The sequence below is a fragment of the Ruminococcus sp. RTP21359st1_H3_RTP21359_211015 genome (genome assembly GCF_040909065.1).
In the GTDB taxonomy this organism is placed as follows: domain Bacteria; phylum Bacillota; class Clostridia; order Oscillospirales; family Ruminococcaceae; genus Hominimerdicola; species Hominimerdicola aceti.
The window spans coordinates 64818-83562 of the sequence record NZ_JBDGDD010000012.1 but is presented as its reverse complement, the minus strand read 5'-3'; the positions used below and the strand labels follow the sequence as shown (position 1 = coordinate 83562).

The 18745-nt window shown below is 44.6% G+C and carries 15 protein-coding genes; 6 read left to right on the top strand and 9 right to left on the bottom strand.

Features of this window, described 5'->3' with window-relative positions; genetic code table 11:
* Positions 1 to 439 precede the first annotated feature (439 nt).
* The 3 genes from AB5Z01_RS06885 to AB5Z01_RS06875 all read left to right on the top strand — a co-directional run bounded on the left by AB5Z01_RS06885 (position 440) and on the right by AB5Z01_RS06875 (position 4282).
* Positions 440 to 1750: an MATE family efflux transporter gene (locus AB5Z01_RS06885; protein WP_368365408.1), complete on the top strand. Its 1311-nt coding sequence runs from the start codon at positions 440 to 442 to the stop codon at positions 1748 to 1750.
* A gap of 116 nt (positions 1751 to 1866) precedes the next feature.
* Positions 1867 to 2973 carry an ATP-binding protein gene (locus tag AB5Z01_RS06880; RefSeq protein WP_256321772.1) on the top strand — a complete coding sequence of 369 codons (1107 nt, stop codon included), beginning with the start codon at positions 1867 to 1869 and terminating at the stop codon, positions 2971 to 2973.
* Positions 2974 to 3091: 118 nt separating this feature from the next.
* The gene (locus AB5Z01_RS06875) at positions 3092 to 4282 is read left to right on the top strand and encodes a metallophosphoesterase (RefSeq protein ID WP_117924380.1); all 1191 of its coding nucleotides are present in this window, start codon (positions 3092 to 3094) and stop codon (positions 4280 to 4282) included.
* A gap of 51 nt (positions 4283 to 4333) precedes the next feature.
* On the opposite strand, the gene AB5Z01_RS06870 is transcribed toward AB5Z01_RS06875, so the two are convergent.
* Complete coding sequence (locus tag AB5Z01_RS06870; protein ID WP_287214943.1) at positions 4334 to 6724, bottom strand: CotH kinase family protein; 2391 nt, start codon at positions 6722 to 6724, stop codon at positions 4334 to 4336.
* A 218-nt stretch (positions 6725 to 6942) separates the two neighbouring features.
* On the opposite strand from AB5Z01_RS06870, the gene AB5Z01_RS06865 reads away from it, so the two are divergent.
* The 3 genes from AB5Z01_RS06865 (at position 6943) to AB5Z01_RS06855 (ending at position 9828) form a co-directional block, all read left to right on the top strand.
* Entirely contained in the window at positions 6943 to 7965 is a 1023-nt protein-coding gene (locus AB5Z01_RS06865; RefSeq protein WP_287214942.1) for an ABC transporter substrate-binding protein, read from the top strand.
* Positions 7966 to 8051: 86 nt separating this feature from the next.
* On the top strand, positions 8052 to 9023 hold the full coding sequence (locus AB5Z01_RS06860; protein ID WP_368365407.1) for an ABC transporter permease: 972 nt from the start codon (positions 8052 to 8054) through the stop codon (positions 9021 to 9023).
* 10 nt (positions 9024 to 9033) lie between these two features.
* Entirely contained in the window at positions 9034 to 9828 is a 795-nt protein-coding gene (locus AB5Z01_RS06855) for an ABC transporter ATP-binding protein (RefSeq protein WP_022286550.1), read from the top strand.
* Between the two features lie 65 nt (positions 9829 to 9893).
* On the opposite strand, the gene AB5Z01_RS06850 is transcribed toward AB5Z01_RS06855, so the two are convergent.
* From AB5Z01_RS06850 to AB5Z01_RS06815, 8 genes are all read right to left on the bottom strand, one after another.
* Entirely contained in the window at positions 9894 to 10598 is a 705-nt protein-coding gene (locus tag AB5Z01_RS06850) for a hypothetical protein (RefSeq protein WP_195220469.1), read from the bottom strand.
* Complete coding sequence (locus tag AB5Z01_RS06845; RefSeq protein ID WP_038670617.1) at positions 10595 to 11050, bottom strand: LytTR family DNA-binding domain-containing protein; 456 nt, start codon at positions 11048 to 11050, stop codon at positions 10595 to 10597. The genes AB5Z01_RS06850 and AB5Z01_RS06845 overlap by 4 nt, the downstream gene beginning before the upstream one ends.
* A 154-nt stretch (positions 11051 to 11204) precedes the next feature.
* Positions 11205 to 12827 (bottom strand): von Willebrand factor type A domain-containing protein, encoded by a 1623-nt coding sequence (locus AB5Z01_RS06840; protein WP_195220471.1) that lies wholly within the window; start codon positions 12825 to 12827, stop codon positions 11205 to 11207.
* A 51-nt stretch (positions 12828 to 12878) separates the two neighbouring features.
* The gene (locus tag AB5Z01_RS06835; RefSeq protein WP_287214935.1) at positions 12879 to 13682 is read right to left on the bottom strand and encodes a hypothetical protein; all 804 of its coding nucleotides are present in this window, start codon (positions 13680 to 13682) and stop codon (positions 12879 to 12881) included.
* Positions 13675 to 14235, bottom strand: a complete 561-nt coding sequence (locus AB5Z01_RS06830; protein WP_046440269.1) for an RNA polymerase sigma factor — start codon at positions 14233 to 14235, stop codon at positions 13675 to 13677. Before AB5Z01_RS06830 ends, AB5Z01_RS06835 begins: the two co-directional genes overlap by 8 nt.
* A gap of 220 nt (positions 14236 to 14455) precedes the next feature.
* Positions 14456 to 16090 carry a phosphoenolpyruvate--protein phosphotransferase gene (gene ptsP / locus AB5Z01_RS06825; RefSeq protein ID WP_368365406.1) on the bottom strand — a complete coding sequence of 545 codons (1635 nt, stop codon included), beginning with the start codon at positions 16088 to 16090 and terminating at the stop codon, positions 14456 to 14458.
* 133 nt (positions 16091 to 16223) lie between these two features.
* Positions 16224 to 16481 carry an HPr family phosphocarrier protein gene (locus tag AB5Z01_RS06820; protein ID WP_287214932.1) on the bottom strand — a complete coding sequence of 86 codons (258 nt, stop codon included), beginning with the start codon at positions 16479 to 16481 and terminating at the stop codon, positions 16224 to 16226.
* 19 nt (positions 16482 to 16500) lie between these two features.
* Positions 16501 to 18654 carry a PTS transporter subunit IIABC gene (locus tag AB5Z01_RS06815; RefSeq protein WP_117863138.1) on the bottom strand — a complete coding sequence of 718 codons (2154 nt, stop codon included), beginning with the start codon at positions 18652 to 18654 and terminating at the stop codon, positions 16501 to 16503.
* Positions 18655 to 18745: the final 91 nt, after the last annotated feature.

The window sequence follows — 18745 nt, the reverse complement described above, 5'->3', positions numbered from 1 at the left end:
TTTATTTTATCAGATTTTTGCCTATCTCTCTTTTCTTTTTTCTTAATTTTGTCCAATATCTATTGTAGCACTACATTATTTAACATAAAGCAAAGTCATTTACCTCTTGACAATGCCTTTATACTCTGTTATAATCTTATATGTTTAAGGCAATACCGCACAAAGATTGTGCGTCAGATGCGTAGTCAGATTTTTTGTCAGATCGCATAAAAATTCCGCAGGCATACTGTCGTATGTCAAGGGATTTTTGTGTGATATGACGGGAAATCTGCAAGCAGATGGCGTGCAAAGCCGTCAGGCGGGCTTTGTGCGGTGTTGCCTTAAATAACAAAGGCTTACTTCTGCCGCCGGGTAGAAGTTTTGCGTCGGACCTGCTGTCGTTAGGCTTTAAAAGACAGCGGTGTTCGGCGTTTTTTTGTGGGATAAACGGAGGGTAAAAATGAAGAAAAATTCACATCTTAGGGACTTTGCCAGATACGCTTCTCTGAACGTTCTCGGAATGATAGGTGTATCGTGCTATATCCTTGCGGACACGTTCTTTGTCGCAAAGGGCATGGGTGCAGACGGCGTAACTGCACTGAATATCGCCATTCCGATATACAGCCTTATCCACGGCACCGGACTTATGATTGGCATGGGCGGAGCGACAAAGTTTGCAATATACAAAAGTCAAGGACGTGACGAAGCAGGAAGCAGAGTTTTCACCTGTGCACTGCTTATGGCTCTGTTGCTTGGAGCGATATACTTTTTGGGCGGAGCGTTTTTCTCAATGCCACTTGCAAAGCTTCTTGGTGCAAAGGGCAGCGTTGTGGGCATGACTAATACCTACCTAAAAGTGCTTATGATGTTCGGACCGTTTTTTGTGCTTAACGACACTTTCAACTGCTTTATAAGAAATGACGGAAACCCAAAGCTTTCAATGGCGGCAATGCTTACAGGAAGCTTTTCAAACATAATACTTGACTATGTGTTCATTTTCCCGCTGGATATGGGCATTTTCGGAGCTATCCTTGCAACAGGGCTTTCGCCTGTCATAAGCCTTTGCATACTGAGCATATACAAATTCCGCAAAAAGAACAGCTTCCATATCGTCAGGGCAAGGCACGAAGGGAGAACTTTTGGCGGCATATTGTCCATAGGCGTGCAGTCGCTTATAACTGAGCTTTCATCAGGCATCGTAGTGCTTGCGTTCAACATAATAATACTTGGTCTTGCAGGCAACACAGGCGTTGCAGCTTATGCAGTGATAGCGAATACTTCCATTGTGGCGGTATCCATATTCACCGGTATCGCACAAGGCGGTCAGCCGCTTATCAGTGCTGCTCACGGCATTGGCAACAAAGACCGTCTTAGAGCAGTGCTGAGATATTCTATTATATCACAGCTTGTGATAGCGCTTATGGTTTACCTTGCTATTGCATTTTTCACAACGCCTATCGCCGCTATATTCAACAGCGAGCATATCGACTCTCTTCAGCACATGGCAGAGGACGGCATGAAAATATACTTCACCGGATTGTTTTTCTCAGGCTTCAATATAATAATATCTGCATTTTTTGCGGCTTCTGAAAAAATCATACCAGCTCAGACCATCACCATATTAAGGGGCTTTGCTCTTATCGTGCCAATGGCTTTCATTATGTCCAAGGCAGCAGGATTAACTGGCGTATGGCTTGCTTATCCTGTCACGGAATTTATCGTAGCGGCAATATCCATAATATTCTATATAAGAAACAGACATAAGACATAAAGCAAAACGGCAAAGTATCAGGCTTTGCCGTTTTATTTTTGCGTAAAGCTTGAAAAAAGTTGATTTTTATGCTATCATAAAGAATAGTGATTAATTTTGCGGAGGTCAACTGACAAATGATAAATGCAAGCGGCAACACGCTGATAATAGATATAAGGGACGAGCTTTCTTTTGAGTATGGTCACATTGACGGAGCAGTGAACATCCCTGCCGAAAAGCTTGATAAAAGCGACCTGCCAAAGGACAAAAAGCTTCTTATCTGCTGTAAAAGCGGACTTATAAGCGACACTGAGGCCGAAAAGCTCCGTGAGCTTGGCTATGACGCTGAAAACCTAGAGGGTGGCTACTATGGCTGGCTGAGAGAAAAGCTTTCCAAAGAGGTCGTAGAGGATATCTCACAGGACGCTGAGCGGAGCATACAAAAGAAATTCCGCAAGGAGATATGGAACAGATTCACACAATCTGTGAACGAATATGAGCTTATAAAGCCTAACGACAAAATAGCGGTGTGCATATCGGGCGGCAAGGATTCAATGCTCATGGCGAAGCTCATACAAATGCTTCACCGCCACAGCAAGTTCCCTTTCGAGGTAAAATATCTTGTTATGGATCCGGGCTACAGCCCTGCAAACCGTGAGATAATCGAGCGCAACGCAAAGCGGCTGGACATACCAATAACAGTGTTTGAGTCTGATATTTTCGACTCTGTATACAATGTGGAGAAAAATCCATGCTATCTGTGCGCTCGAATGAGAAGAGGTCATTTATACAGCAAAGCACAGGAGCTTGGCTGTAACAAGATCGCACTTGGACATCACTATGATGATGTTATCGAGACCATACTAATGTCAATGCTTTACGGCGGACAGATACAGACAATGATGCCAAAACTCAACAGCACGAATTTTGAGGGTATGCAGCTTATAAGACCTCTCTATATGGTCAGAGAGGACGACATAAAAAGGTGGCGTGACTATAACGGGCTGCGTTTCATACAGTGTGCCTGCAAGTTCACCGACACCTGCACCACCTGCGCACCTGACAGCAGGACAGTATCAAAGCGTATGGAGATAAAACAGCTTATCGCAAAGCTAAAGCTTGTTAATCCGCAGGTGGAATACAACATTTTCAAGAGCGTGGAAAACGTTATGCTCAATCAGGTCATTGCATACAAAGATGACGAGGGCAGACACAGCTTTTTGGAGAGATTCAAAGAGGAATAAAAACGCATCAGCCACAAGCGGCGAAACAGGCGACCAAAGGTCACCCCTACAAAAAAATCATCGCCGCAGGCGATACCTTAATTCCTCATTCCTCACTTATCTATAAGGTGGCATAATAATGATATTTCTATTTCTTCTGCCCTTTTATCTGGGCGTATCATCATACATGATGTTCCGATTTTTCTACTGGATGAAGCACTGCAACCACAGATTTAACTGGCTGCGTTTCAAAGTGCCTTTTGCAGTGGTCTACCTTTTCATGGCGCTTTCGCCTGTTATAGCTTTTCTGCTTCCAAAATCCGCCGTTGCTATCGTCATAAGGCGAATTTCTACATACTGGATAGGCATTATGCTCTACTCGCTCTTGTATGTGGTGCTTTTTGACCTGCTAAGACTTATCGCAAAGCACACGAAGCTGAAAAACACGCTGCTTTTTTCCCGTGGAAGCGTTATTTCCATTGGTTCGGTGGTTGTGGCTTGTGCGGTGGCGACCTGTCTTTACGGCATTTTCAATGCACGAAACATCAAGGTGAATGAATACAGCGTAACTGTCAACAAGTCATGTGGCAGTGACAAGCATTTAAAGGCTGTGCTTGTGGCTGACCTGCACATGGGTTACGCTATCGGTGTGGATCACATCACCAACATGGTTGAGAAAATAAACCAGCAGGACGCTGACATTGTTATAATAGCAGGAGATATTTTTGACAACAGCTATGACGGCATGGACGATCCCGAAGGTATAAAGGCACAGCTCAAGTCCATAAAGAGCAAATACGGCGTTTATGCTGTCTACGGCAACCACGATATAGATGAAAAAATTCTCATGGGATTTACCTTTGACTGGGGCGGAAAACAGCTTCATAGTGAAAAAATGACAAACTTTATGAAAGAGTGTAACATAAAGCTTATCAATGATGAGTCTGTTTTGATAAACGATGAATTTTATCTTGTGGGCAGGCGTGACACTGACAAGCCCGGTACTGAGGACGGCACTCGTGCAGAGATATCAGAGCTTACGAAGGATCTTGACAAGACCAAGCCGATATTTGTGCTTTCCCACGAACCTGACGAGCTTCAAAAGACCGCTGATGCAGGTGCAGACATAGATTTCTCAGGTCACACACATGACGGGCAGCTTTTCCCAGGCAATCTGACAATAGGTCTTTTCTGGGAAAACCCATGTGGCATGATAAAGAAAGATAACATGTACTCCATTGTCACCTCTGGTGTTGGTGTATACGGCACTTTCATGAGGGTAGGAACTGACGCTGAGATATGCTCTGTAGATATTGATTTTGCAGGTTGAGTTATATAGTAAAAGGTCTGTCACTTGATTTTGGTGACAGACCTTTTTATGCTAAACAATATCTTTTTCAAAAACGGCTTTGATATTCATATCACCATTCACCTTAGCCTTTATCTCCGATTGGGTATTATCGCCATTTACGCCCTCCCAATGGTCAAAATGCCAGCCTGATTTTGCTTGTGCGTTCAATTTTATCTCACAGCCGTCAAAATATGTGCCGCTATAATCACTTTCTATTTCAACGCCCCCTATCAAAACGCTTCCCTGCTCATTATCCGCTGATATCTTCACTGTTCTGCGCTCATAATAGTCAAACTCTCTTTCAAGATAGCCAAGCACTTTATCATATCTTCCCTCAATAAAATTCTGCCAACGTATTATCATAGGGTCTGTAGCTTTCGCAAGGTTTGCCCATGTTGGAAAACGGTCGAAATAATTATCAAGTTCGCCGTAATAGATATTCTTATAATATTCGAGATACTCCCCGAACCGCTCCGCAGTAAAGTTCACGCTTCCAAGCTGACACATTGCCGAGGTGAGCTTCAAATCAAATTCCTCGTTATCTATAAGGCTGCAAAGTATTCCGCCAAACGTTGTATAGCTTTGGCTTCTAAGATACGAGAACATATTTGTTTCCAGATTCTTCTCGTTATAATGCGAGCATGACGATTCCGTATCGAAAAGCACAAAGCGCCATCTGCCATCTGCATAGCTATTGCCCTGCTCTATGGTTCTTGTGCGCCAGCAAGCATAGTTGTTCTGCGGCCAATCGTCATTGAAGATATACATTTCCGTGGCGGCATACTCCACAAGGTTATCCATATCTATCATTGCGCAGGCTTTGCGATAATTCTCCTCAATGGACATATCGTTTTCTGTGATAAACTTATACATATCATTGAAAAGCTTTTCGTCCTCAGCCTCACCCTCGCTCAGCTCATCATTTTTATACATGACAACGTTGCTTTTTGCTACATTGTATCTATCCGCAAAATATCTGTCGCTGTAATCGGATTGGAGAGTATAAAGTCCCCAGTATTCACCGTCTATAAACACCACGCAGGCTGTTCCCTGCTGAGTTTCAACACCTCTGCCTGACACCATATTTTGTATCATCATGTCCTTGAATTTTGAATAATTGGCGTCATTCCCGCCGTTTCTAAGCACAAAGGTCTTGCAGGAGGTGATAGCCTCGCCGTTTACATCTGTAAAGCTATCCCAGAAAACTGTATCAAAAGAGTTTTTGCCGTAATCGTTTCGAGCATAAAGCCTGAACGACTTTTGATAATCCGCCCTAGACCAGCCGCCTTGTATCCTTATGCCGCAATCCTGAGAAATAAGGCTGTTGCCCTCGCTGTCGAAATACTCCACATAACATTCCTTTTCCCACTCTCTGCCACGCTGATTATAGTTTGCAGGGATAGAGCCGTTCAAAGGGTGGTCGGGGTTTTCTTCGTCATATTCCTCATAGACTTCTCCGAGGCTGTAAATGCCCGTTTTTTCGTTGAAAAGCCCGTCAGGATCGGTGGTAATGGATACTATAGGCAGATCGTTATGATCTGCACTTGAAACGTCCACAAAATAAGTGGCAGTAACAGTTTTTCCGCACTTTCCGCTTGTACCCTCTGCGCAGGCTCTAATGACAGTGCCTTTATCAACTGCGCTTTTGTCAGGCAGTTTTATGCTGTCACGATAGTCAAGCTGTATCTTCATAGGGTCATAAGCCGAAAGGACATTTTCATCATCTGACCTGTCGTCAATTCTCAGGGCATTTTCATAGACCTTTCTTGTGTCCGACGTGGCAGGGTCGGTGCCGTCGGTGGTGTAATACACCGTCTGACCCTCTCCTGCGGTTATCTCAAGGTCAAAAGCCTTTTCATAGCTACCTGCCGCCTGAGAAAACACAGGTGTATCTCCGATAGTTTTCTCTGCATTCGCCGCAAGAGGTGTAGGCTCTGAAACGTACATTTCACCCTTGACATTTTTAGAATAGCTCACGCCCTTGTTAAGCTTAGGCATTTTTATGCTCTCACACTGGAACGAGTCATATTTCAATATTATCTCCGCTTCGCTGACCTTGCCTATGCTGAAATCAGCGTGAGGAAAATCAGCATTCTCAAAGCCTGCTGACAAGCAGTATACTATTATATAGTCATGGGCTTTAATGACATATCCGCCCAAAGGCTGATCTCCACCGCCATTTTTTGAAAGTGAAAATCCCGTAAGTGAAATATCTCTATTTGTAGGATTATATATCTCTATCCAATCGCTTGGTTCTCCGTTTTTGTCCTGCATAGCTGTTTTCTTAGATGTTTCGCTGTTTGAGGGGCATATCTCGCTTATATATATTTTCGGCGGTCTTATTATAAATGCAGCGAGCATTACCACCGCTGCCACCGCCGCAAGACAAAGCCCTATCACGAAAGCCCTTTTTAGTCCCAATACAAAACCTCCTGCTCTGCAATATTACAGATATCATTATAGCCTTTTTTCACATTTCTGTCAACCAACTGCAAAACATACAAAATCCATGGGGATTTTCTCTGTAGCTTTTACTATTTCTACAATCCTTTTATCTTTTACTTGACAAACTTTTACGGCTGTGCTTTAATAGAGTAGTAGGGTAAAATCCCCGTAAATACGAAAGGAATGGTACATATATGAAGTTAAGAAAAGTTCTGGCACTTGCCGCTGCAGCGGTAATGGCTGTGGCTGCTCTTGCGTCATGCGGCGTTAAGGAGGACTCCTCAAACGATTCAAAGGCAGGCGGCTCATCAGAAAAGCACTATAAGATAGGCATTGTGCAGATAATGGAGCATACATCTCTCAACACTATCAGAGATGCTGTTATCGACAGACTTGCAGAGCTTGGCTATGTTGACGGCAAAAACTGCACTATCGACGCTCAGCAGGCTAACAACGAGTCAACAACTGTTCAGCAGATACTCGACCAGTTCAAGGCTGACGGTGACGATATCATCATCGCTATCACAACACCATGCGCACAGCTCGCAGCTCCATACTCTGAGGAGATACCTGTAGTATTCTCAGCAGTAACAGACCCTATCGGTGCAGGTCTTTGTGACTCGCTTGAAAGCACAGGGGCAAACATCACAGGCACATCTGACAAGCTCGCTATCACAAAGATACTTGACTTTGCGCTTGAAATGAAGCCTGAAATAAAAACTCTCGGTTATCTTTACAACACAGGCGAGGACAACTCAGTTTCAACCCTTAAAGAAGTAAAGGCTTACTGTGAGGAAAAGGGCATCGCTGTTATCGAAGGCGCTGCTTCAAACACATCTGAGGTGCAGGAAGCTGCTCAGAACCTTGCCGCAAAGTGCGACGCTGTATTCTCCCCTAACGACAACACTATCGCAGGCGCTATGGGTACAGTTACAGAAGTTATGAACAAGGCGAAGGTTCCAATGTTCGTTGGCGCTGACTCAATGGTAATGGACGGCGGTCTTGGCACTGTTGGTATCGAGTATTCCGACCTTGGTAAGGAAACTGCAAACATGGCAGCTCAGATACTCAGCGGTGAAAAGAAGGCTTCCGAGATACCAATAAAGGTATTCAACGAAGACCTCAGCACTTACATCAACAAGACAACTGCTGACACGATCGGTATCACTATTTCTGACGATATTGCAAACGGAGAAAAGACAGTTTACTTCGATTAAACTATTGCAAAATCAAAGCAAACATAGTATAATAGTAGGGAGCGGGACTTTCGCTCCCTGCTATTTTTTATTGAAAGGAAAATTTTATGAAACTGAATAAGAAAACAGTTATCTCGCTTATACCGAAAGCTGTGCTTTTGATCTTACTTCTTGTGATAATAAACACTCAGCTCACGGAAAGCGTTGTTACGGGAACATTTGAAAAGGGTCTTGTTTTTTCTATCCTTGCACTTGGAATATTCATCTCATTCAGGATACTTGATATCCCTGACCTGTCGGTAGACGGAACTTTCACCCTTGGCGTTGCAGTATCAGTTATGCAGGCTTTCAACGGCGACCCTATCAAGGGAATACTGCTGTCAATAGTTGCAGGAGCTATCGCAGGAAGTGTGACGGGAATACTTATCACAAAACTCAACGTTCAGCCTATACTTGCGGGAATAATCACAATGACGGCTCTTTATTCCATAAACCTGAAAATCATGGACAGACCTAATATTTCACTCTATAAGAAAGATACTATATTTACAATGGCTCAGAAATATTTCGGCGACTATTACAAGCTTGCGGCGGCAGGTATCGTGCTTGTTATTGCGGCTGTTCTGCTTTTCTGGTTTCTTAAAACTCAGGCAGGAATGTCACTTAGAGCCACAGGCGACAACGAATACATGGTTAGGGCTTCTTCAATAAACTCAGACAGAATGAAGATACTGGGCTTTGCCATTGCAAACGCTTTGGTATCCCTTTCAGGCGCAATGTACGCTCAGTATTCCTCGGCAGGCGACTCAAACAGCGGTACAGGTATGCTGGTGGTAGGTCTTGCCTCTATCATTATCGGCGAGATATTCTTCAGCAAGCACTCGATCCTCTGCGGAATACTTGCGGCGATATTCGGTGCGGTGGCATACAGATTTGTTCTTGCTTTTGCAATGAATCTCGGTATGGACAGCAACTACACAAAGCTTTTCTCAGCCTGCATAGTTGCCCTTGCTATCTCTCTGCCTGCTATCAAGAAGTATATCACAAAGGCATACAAGCGTGTATGCAGTGACAAATAGGAGGTTTAAAATGCTTAAGCTTGAAAATATAAACATAACCTTCAACAAGAACACTGCCAATGAGCGTAAGGCACTCCAGCACATAGACCTTGATGTGGCTGACGGAGATTTCGTTACTGTAATAGGTTCAAACGGTGCAGGAAAATCCACACTTATGAACGTTATCAGTGGCAGCTACGAGGCTGACACCGGCAAGATATTCCTTGACGGAAAGAACATCACTCACCTAAAGGAGCATCAACGTGCAAGAACTATAGGCAGGCTTTTCCAAGACCCGCTGAGAGGAACTGCGCCAAACATGACCATAGAGGAAAATCTCGGCCTTGCCTACAGTCGTGGAAAGCGTCGTTCGCTGACTATCGGTATCAGGAAAAAGGACGTTTCAGTGTTCAGAGAAAGGCTCAAGGAGCTTGACTTAGGTCTTGAGGACAGAATGAAAATGCCTGTGGGCCTGCTCTCAGGCGGACAGCGACAGGCGCTCACATTGCTTATGGCGACTATCGTTACACCAAAGCTTCTGCTTCTTGACGAACACACTGCGGCACTTGACCCCAAGACCGCAGAAAAGGTCATGAGGATAACCGAAAAAATAGTAAAAGAAAACGCACTGACTACTCTTATGATAACACACAACATTTCAAATGCCATTGAATACGGCAACAAGACTATCGTAATGAGCCAAGGCAAACTGCTTCTTACTATCGAGGGCGAGCAGAGAGCAAACATGACGGTGGAAAAGCTTATGAAGCTTTATTCCGACACTGCCGAGGACGAACTTTCAGACAAGATGATACTTCAAGAATAATTAGACATACAAAAAGCTGCGGAGGGAAAACTCCGCAGCTTTTACTTTTGTTCTTTCACATAAGACTAAACATATGTTATATCTATTCCTGCGATCTTTGCTCTGCCCTTTATGATAAGAATCTTTTCTTTTTCATCATAAGCTCCGTTAGGCTGGTCTATTCCGCCAAGAACGCAGTCGGCTTCCACCTTTATGCCCCAGTTCTTCGGGATATAAAGCTCCACTCCGCCGCAAAGCACATCAACATTCAGCTCGACTTCGTTTCCTGCCATATCGGCAGAATCGAAATACACCTCCATACCGCTGTAACGGCAGCTTATGTCAACTCTTTTCAACACCTTTGAGGTTATATACTTTGTGCAGCCTGAAAATTTTGCGTCGATACGCACATATTCCCCGTTGTCTGAAGATTTATCCCATGCAGGATTATCGGTAGTGTGGGTGGTCCACTTGTTTTGGGTAAACCTGTAGCGGTAAGGGAAAATAAATGAAAATCCCACGCTGAGAAGCAGTGCCGCACCCAAAACAGGCCATGGGGTGAACTTCTCGATGCCGAGAGTTTCGTCAAAGAGTATCGCCATGATAGCCATAGGGAAGAATATTCCCCAGAAGTTAAGGTGTCTGACGCTCGTTACGATAACAGGAACGAGGAGCAGTGAGATCACAACGCTCCACACGCTTACACTTCCAAGCAGACCTGTGCGGTCAAGGATAAGCGCAACGCCCGCAAGGATAAAGAACAAGCCCCATATAAGATTTTTGTTTTTCATAGAAATCTCCTTTCTCCAAGTCTGAGCTTCAAAAGCTTGTAATAGCTTCGTGAGGCGTAAAGCTGTTTGTGAGTGCCTGCAAAGCTTATAAGGCTTGCAGAGGTTATGTTTCGCTCAACGGAATAGATGTGCTTTACATTCACGATTGCTGATTTTGACACCCGCACGAACTTTCGTGGAAGTATCTCTTCAAGCTCGAAAAGCTTCATTTTGACCTGAAAAACGTCGTCAGAGGTATGTGCGTTAAGATTATGTTCCCCTGTTTCAAAAAACAGTATGGAATCAAGGGGAGGATAGAACTGAACAGCGTCTTTGAAAAAAGCTATCTCAGGATCGCCCTCTGCCGACTCCGCCGCCCTTTTCATTTTAAGCACACGTTCATCGGGCTGTGCGCACCTTATGACTATCTCGTCTTCAGACATATTCTCGTCTATCTCTATCCTGACCTTCACGCTTTCACCCCCGTTTTATCTGACAGCCTTATTATAATCTATTTTTCTTTTCATGTAAACCCCTTTTGGCTGACAGGTGCAGATTTCTATGCAAGAGGTAAATTTTATGGTCCAAAGGGGTGCTGACCATGCAGCACCCCCTCGATTTAGTTTTTTACCAGTAGCTTGCCTCGCTGCCTGTGCCGTTTTGCATATATTTGTATATGAGTTCAAAAAGCTCGCTGTTGTCAACATTGTTTTGTTCCATATAATCCACAACGCCCTGAGCGGTAAGACCGCTTGCATAGTCGCTGTTTCTAAGCACCATTGCAAACTCTGCCGCAGAGCAAGCCTTTGCAAAATTCTGTGACACAGCCTCTGTATAGTCAGAACACATAACAGACTTGTCTATAAGCTTGCTTTCGCTCGCCTCCGGGTCTTTATACCTCACTGAAACTGTGAGCATTTCCCCGCTGAGCTCGTTGGTTTCAGCCTTGCTCTCGTTATCCTGATATTTCAGCGACTTTTCATTGCCGTTATTTGGCACTATCTCATACAAAACCGTGACCTGCTGACCCGAACCGATATCGCCTGCGTCCTTTGTATCGTCCTCAAAGTCCTCGTCATTGAGAAGTCTGTTTTCATAGCCCACCAGCCTGTATGCTGAAACATTTTCGGGATTAAACTCTATCTGCACCTTTGCGTCCTTTGCGACAGTGAAAAGAGTTCCGCTCATTTCTGTTACAAGCACTCTTTTTGCTTCGTCAACGCTGTCGATATAAGCATAGTTTCCGTTGCCGTTATCAGCAAGGGCTTCAAGCCTGTTATCCTTATAGTTTCCTGAGCCGAAGCCAAGCACTGAGAGATATACCCCTGAGTCACGCTTTTGTGATATAAGATCGGTAAGCTCTTCTTCACTTGACAGACCAACGTTCAGATCGCCGTCAGTTGCAAGTATAACTCTGTTGTTGCCGCCCTCTATGAAATACTCCTCTGCAAGCTTGTAAGCTGTGGTAATTCCTGCCGCACCTGCTGTCGAGCCGCCTGCTGACAGGCTGTTAAGTGCTGAAACTATCTCCTCGCTGTTGTCGCCACTTTCGCCCTCAAGAACAACGCTGTCGCTGCCTGCATAAGTGACGATAGAAACTCTGTCATCAGCCCCAAGGTTTTCAGCAAGCATTGAGAAAGCCTGCTGAACAAGAGGAAGCTTATCCTCGTCCTCCATTGAGCCGCTCACGTCTATGAGGAAAACAAGGTTTGTAGGAACGTCCTTGACCTTTGCTTCCCTTGCCTGAAGCCCCACCAGCATAAGCTTTGCTTCACTGTTCCAAGGACAATCGGAAAGCTCGGTATTTATAGACACCGCACCCTCCGCAGGCTTTTCATAGTCATACTTGAAATAGTTTATGAACTCCTCTGTTCTCACAGCGTCAGTGTCGACCTCCCAGCCGTCGTTTATCATTCTTCTCACGTTTGTATAGGAAGCAGTGTCAATGTCTGTGGAAAAGGTGGAAAGCGGTTCGTCTGAAACGAGCTTATAGCCGTTTTCGGTCAGATGGTTATATTCCTCGGTATTGTAACCCCCTCCTATATTCGCCGTGCCGTCAGTATCTCCGGCTGTAACATTGCTGTATCTGTAGTTTTCCGCAGTTGTTCTTTCATTGTTATAGCTGCCGCTCTTTCTGCTCTCCGAGCCGTCATAACCGCTTCCGCATGAAGCAAGCATTGTCGCCGTCATCATAAGCGACAGAGCTGTGATCAAGTTTCTTTTTATGCTGTTTGAAGTTGTCTTTTTCATAGCTGTCATCTCCCGTAAAATAGCGTGGGCGATATGCCCTTGCGTTGTTAGCTACATAGTCCTCCACTTAGCAAGCAGGTCTTGCAGATCGTTTTTCGAGGAATATCTCATTCGGTCATAGAAATAATCGTTCTTGCTTTTCTGCGAGTCTTTAAGAATACCCGAATCATCGTCAAGACTTTTCCAGCCGTTTTGAAAAACGATATCCCCGTCAAGAGAAATTTCTATCTGAGGTGCATTTTCAAATGCCATAGAATAAATGCCGTTTTCTTTCCTCAGTGGTATGAAATATTCTCTGTTTTCCTGCATGATATAAGGGGTAGAGCTTTCAATGGTGATATTTGTTTCGCTTTCTTCTCCTGTCTTTGATACAAGGCTGTTTATTCTCAGGGTGTAATGTGCGCTGTCGCTGTCGAGCCTTGCTGAAAGCACTGTCACATCTGCAAAGAAGTCTGTATCTTCCAGAACGCTGTCCTCTGTGAAATAATCATCGCCCTTTGGAATGTAGCTGTCCTCATAAGCCTTTGTGTCTGTGTGGCTGAAACTGAGCTGTTCGTATGTCTTTTCTTCTCTGTTTTCAAGCCTAGCCTTGTCAGCCGTTTCTACGCTATGCTTTGAAACACTGTCCGACTCTGAGCGGATATCGGCGTAAAGGCTTACGCCGCCGATAATAAGCACGAGCGAGGCTGCTGCCGCTGCAAATTTTCTGTAATTTCTGCGGCTTACTTTTATCTGTGTCTGATCTTTGTCCGTTTTGTTTTCAAGCTGTCCCTCTATCCTGTCCCAGAGCTTTTCCATGTCAGGGGCAGTATCAGAAATATGCTTTTTGTAAAGAAATTTTATGTTCTTAGCCATAGATACTGTCCTCCTTTATGGTCTTTTTTAGTTTGAAAACAGCCTGACGGTATTTCCATGTGACAGTACCCAGCGGCTTCCCCACTGCCCGACTTATCTCACGAAATGTCATATCCATTCCAAGCCTCATGTTCAGGATATCCCTTTCGCCCTCTGAAAGCAGCTTCAAAGCCTCCTCGAAGGTGAGCTTTCCGATCACATCGTCGTCTACCCGCATACTGTCCTGCTGTTCTTTGTGCCCTGCTTCATCATCGTCAAGGGTCGGCGTTTCGTGCCGCCTTTTTCTGATAAAGTCAAGAGCGAGATTTTTCGCCATTACAGTCAGATATCGCTTATGCCCCGTTCCCTTTCGGTACTGACCTGCGGTGTCCCATAGCTTTAGGAAAAAATCTGATGTGAGGTCCTCAGCGTCCTGAGGACTTTTCACAATGTCAAGCATGATGTTATATATCACCTTGCCGTAGCATTGATAGATCTCCCTAAGCCCGTTTTTGTCATTTTTCAGGATCAGCTCCACCCTGAAATCGAACTCAGTGTCGGTCAAGTCTTTCACACCCCTCGATAACTTATATACGATTCTGCACGGGAGATTTTATGGCAAAATAGTATACAAATTTTACTTTTATTTTTTGTGCATTGATAACAAACTTATGTACAAACACGATTGTGCCGATAAGATATTTTAGCACATTAAAGCATATCTGTCAAATAAAAGAACACACCCCCGTCCATATGAACGAGGATGCGTTCTTTGCGTGAAGATCTATGAGAAATTATTTGGAGAGGTCAATATTTCTTACAGCGTCCCTTACCTTAAGAACAAAGGTCGGAGAAACTGAAAGCTCGTCAATGCCCATTCTCAGGAAGGTTTCTGTGAGAGTAGTGTCAGCCGCAAGCTCACCGCATATACCTATCCATGCGCCGTTCTTGTGGGCATTCTCTGCAGACATTTCAATAAGTCTAAGTATAGCCTCATGGTGAGTGTCGCAGAACTGCTCTATATCAGGGTTCTGTCTGTCGCAAGCAAGGGTATACTGAGTGAGGTCATTAGTGCCAACGCTGAAAAAGTCCACAAGCTTTGCAAGCTTATCGCTTATGATAGCCGCAGCAGGGGTCTCTATCATGATGCCAAGCTCAACGCTGTCAGAAACTGTTATACCCTGTTCTTTAAGCTCAGCCTTGACTTCACCACACATAGCAAGGGCTTTTTCTACCTCTGAAACGCTTGTTATCATAGGGAACATTATGCCCAGATTGCCGTATACGGAAGCTCTGAAAAGCGCTCTGAGCTGAGTTTTGAATATCTCAGGTCTTGTAAGACAAATTCTTATTGCTCTGTATCCCAAAGCTGGGTTTTCCTCTTTTTTCAGACCGAAATAATCCACCTGCTTGTCAGCACCGATATCGAGCGTTCTTATGATGACCTTTTTCCCTGCCATGCTCTCAAGAACACGCTTATAAGCATGAAACTGCTGTTCCTCTGTAGGGAAATCTGAGTTTTCAAGATAGAGAAACTCGCTTCTGAAAAGACCTATTCCTCCTGCGTCATTGAGAAGCACAGCACCGATGTTGTCAACGCTTCCGATATTTGCATAAATGTTTATCTTTTTACCGTCCTTTGTGACATTCTCCTTGCCTTTGAGGGTCTGCAAAAGACGCTTTTTCTCCTCGTCTGCTTTCTGCTTTGCGGTAAGTTCAGCGGTGGTCTTTTCATCAGGGTCAACGAATATCTCCCCTGTGAAACCGTCAACGATAGCAAAGTCGCCGTCCTTTATTTCTGACAGGAATTTGCTTCCTACACCTATTACCGCAGGTATGTTCATATTTCTTGCAAGGATAGCTGTATGTGAATTTGATGAGCCATGTGCAGTAACAAAGGCAAGCACCTTGTCTTTATCAAGAGATATAGTTTCGCTTGGTGCAAGATCATCGGCACAAACTATCATCTTGTCGTCACCTGCTGAGCCGTCGCTGACATTGCCCGTGAGGTTTGCGATGATCCTGTTGGAAATATCCTTTACATCTGCGGCTCTTGCCTGCATATAAGGATCGTCCATAGAAGCAAACATCTCCGCAAAGTTGTCTGCCGTCACTGCCACTGCATATTCTGCGTTGACCTTCTGGCTGTCGATGATATTCTCTATAGACTCGTTATAATCATCATCTTCAAGCATCATCATGTGTATCTCAAAGATCTGAGCGTTTGTTTCGCCAACCTCTCTGAGTGCCTTGTCATAAATGCTCTGGAGCTGTTCTGTGGCTGCCTGCTTAGCTTTGGCAACTCGCTTCTTTTCTCCCTTGCTGTCTTCTGTGTGAATACGTTTTATAGCGGTATCCTGCTTTTTGAATACTGAGATCTTACCCATTGCTACCGCACCGTAAACGCCTTTTCCTGTATACTTAGTCATAAATATCCGCCTCTTTTCTCATAGATCTTATTATTTTTCACGCTGTTTCCAGCCGATGGGACGCCCCTGCGAACACGCCGCAGAAACGTCCCGCCGGCTGGACGGCTTTTACCGCCCAGCTGACAGATAATAATTAAAGTGTTTTCTCAAAAAATGCCTTGAGTGCTTCGGAAGCCTTGTCCTCGTCTGCACCCTCGCAGGTAACAGTAACAGTATCGCCCTGCTTAACGCCAAGACCCATAAGAGCCATAAGCTTTGTGATGTTCACGCTCTTTCCGCCCTTTTCGATAGTGCAAACGCTCTCGAACTCCTTTGCTTTCTTTGCAAGAAGTCCTGCTGGTCTTGCGTGGATACCAACTTCGTCTGTGATAGTGTAGCTAAATGTTTTCATGATGAATACCTCCAAATAATTATTTTATCTTCAAGATCATATCTCCTGCCGAAACGCTGTTTTGTGCAACAGGTTCAACAGACGCATAATCGTCCGTGTTGCCTATTATTAAAGGCGTTGTCACCTTATAGCCTGCGGCTTTTATCTTATCCATATCAAAGCTTATGAGCAGGTCGCCTTTTTTAACTTCCTGACCGTCGCTGACATGGGCTTCAAAATACTGTCCGCCAAGCTTTACAGTGTCGATACCGATATGGAGAAGTATCTCCACTCCATCGTCCGATACCATATTTACGGCATGCTTTGTGTCAAAAACGCTGTCTATCTTTCCGTCGCATGGGGCGTAAAGCTTGCCCTCTGACGGCTCAACGGCTGCGCCCTCGCCCAGTATCTTTTGTGAGAACACCTCGTCCTCAACGTCCTCAAGCTTAACAGCAGTGCCGTTCATGTGGGAGTAAAGCGTTATTGTCTTGCCGTTAGTTTCTGTGTTTTCTGCACCCTCGGTCTGCGGTTTTTCTTCTATTTTATCAGAAGCTTTCTCAGTGCCGATAATGCTGTCAGGGTCGTCGCTGTATGGTGAATCAATAAAATCCTCAAGATCTGATTTTATAACTGAGACCTTTGGTCCGTAAATGACCTGAACGCCGTTGCCCTTGTGGATAACGCCCGAAGCACCGCTGGCTTTGAGCATATCGTCCATGACCTTTGAGGCGTCATTTACTGTAACTCTAAGTCTTGTTGCACAGCAGTCAACGTCGGAAAGGTTATCTTTACCCCCAAGACCTTTGAGTATCATTGCGCTTACAACGTCTGAAGCCCTCTTGTCTGTGCTCTTTACCTTTGCCGCCTTAGCCTCGTTCACGTCGCTTCTGCGATAAAGCTTAGGCTCAACGTCATCAGGCTCTCTGCCAGGTGTTTTAAGATTCATCTTTGTTATCATAAAGTAGAACACAAAGTAGTAAACAACTGCATAGATAAGTCCAACAACAACTATCCATATCCAGTGGGTCTTTGCGTTGCCCTGCAAAATTCCGAAAAGGGTCATGTCTATAAGACCGCCTGAGAATGTCATTCCAACGCCAACGTTAAGAATGTGCATGAGCATATAGGAAAGTCCTGCCAATACACAATGAACAGCGTACATAAGAGGAGCAACAAACAGAAATGTGAACTCCAAAGGCTCTGTTATACCTGTTATCATTGAAGTAAGAGCCGCTGACAGAAGCAAGCTTCCTACTACCTTTTTCTTTTCAGGACGGGCAGTTTTGTACATTGCAAATGCTGCAGCAGGAAGACCAAATATCATGAACGGGAATTTTCCTGCCATAAATCTTGTTGCCGATACTGAGAAAACTTCTGTTGACTTTGAAGCAAGCTCTGCAAAGAAGATGTTCTGTGCGCCTGCTACCATGTTGCCGTCTATCATCATCGAGCCGCCAAGCTCTGTCTGCCAGAAAGGCATATAGAAAACGTGATGAAGTCCGAATGGGATAAGAGCACGTTCAAGTATTCCGTATATCCATGTGCCTGCATAGCCTGAGTTGAGAACGAGCACGCCAAGCTTTGAGATACCAAGCTGTACGATAGGCCACAGATAGAACATTATGATACCAACGATAAGGTATGTGACAGTTGAAACGATAGGAACAAATCTTGTTCCGCCGAAGAATGAGAGCACCTGCGGAAGTTCTGTTTTATAGAACTTGTTGTGCAGTGCCGCAACGCCAAGTCCTACAAGGATACCGCCGAAAACGCCCATTTGCAGCGTGGTGATACCAAGCACTGACGTTGTGGAGTTTTCTGCCATTGCCTCAACGCCGCCCTTTGCGGTGATAAGTGCGCTGATTGTGGTGTTCATTACGATATAGGCGATAGCACCCGAAAGGGCTGCGACTTCTTTTTCCTTCTTTGCCATTCCGATAGCAACGCCCATTGCAAACAGAAGCGCAAGGTTATCGAAAACGGCGCTTCCCGTTTTGCTCATTATGTCGAGTATAGTGTAAAGCACACCGCCCTCATAGATGAATTTGCCAAGATGATAGGTTTCGATAGTTGTGGCGTTGGTGAAAGAGCTGCCTATTCCAAGAAGCAGACCCGCCACCGGCAGCAATGCGATAGGGAGCATGAAAGAGCGTCCCACACGCTGCAATACGCCGAAAATTTTATCCTTCATAATAATAATATCCTCCAAAAAAATTATATCTCAGTCGAATTATCATTATGGTACCGTTAATGATAATACCGCAGCGAATACATTATATATA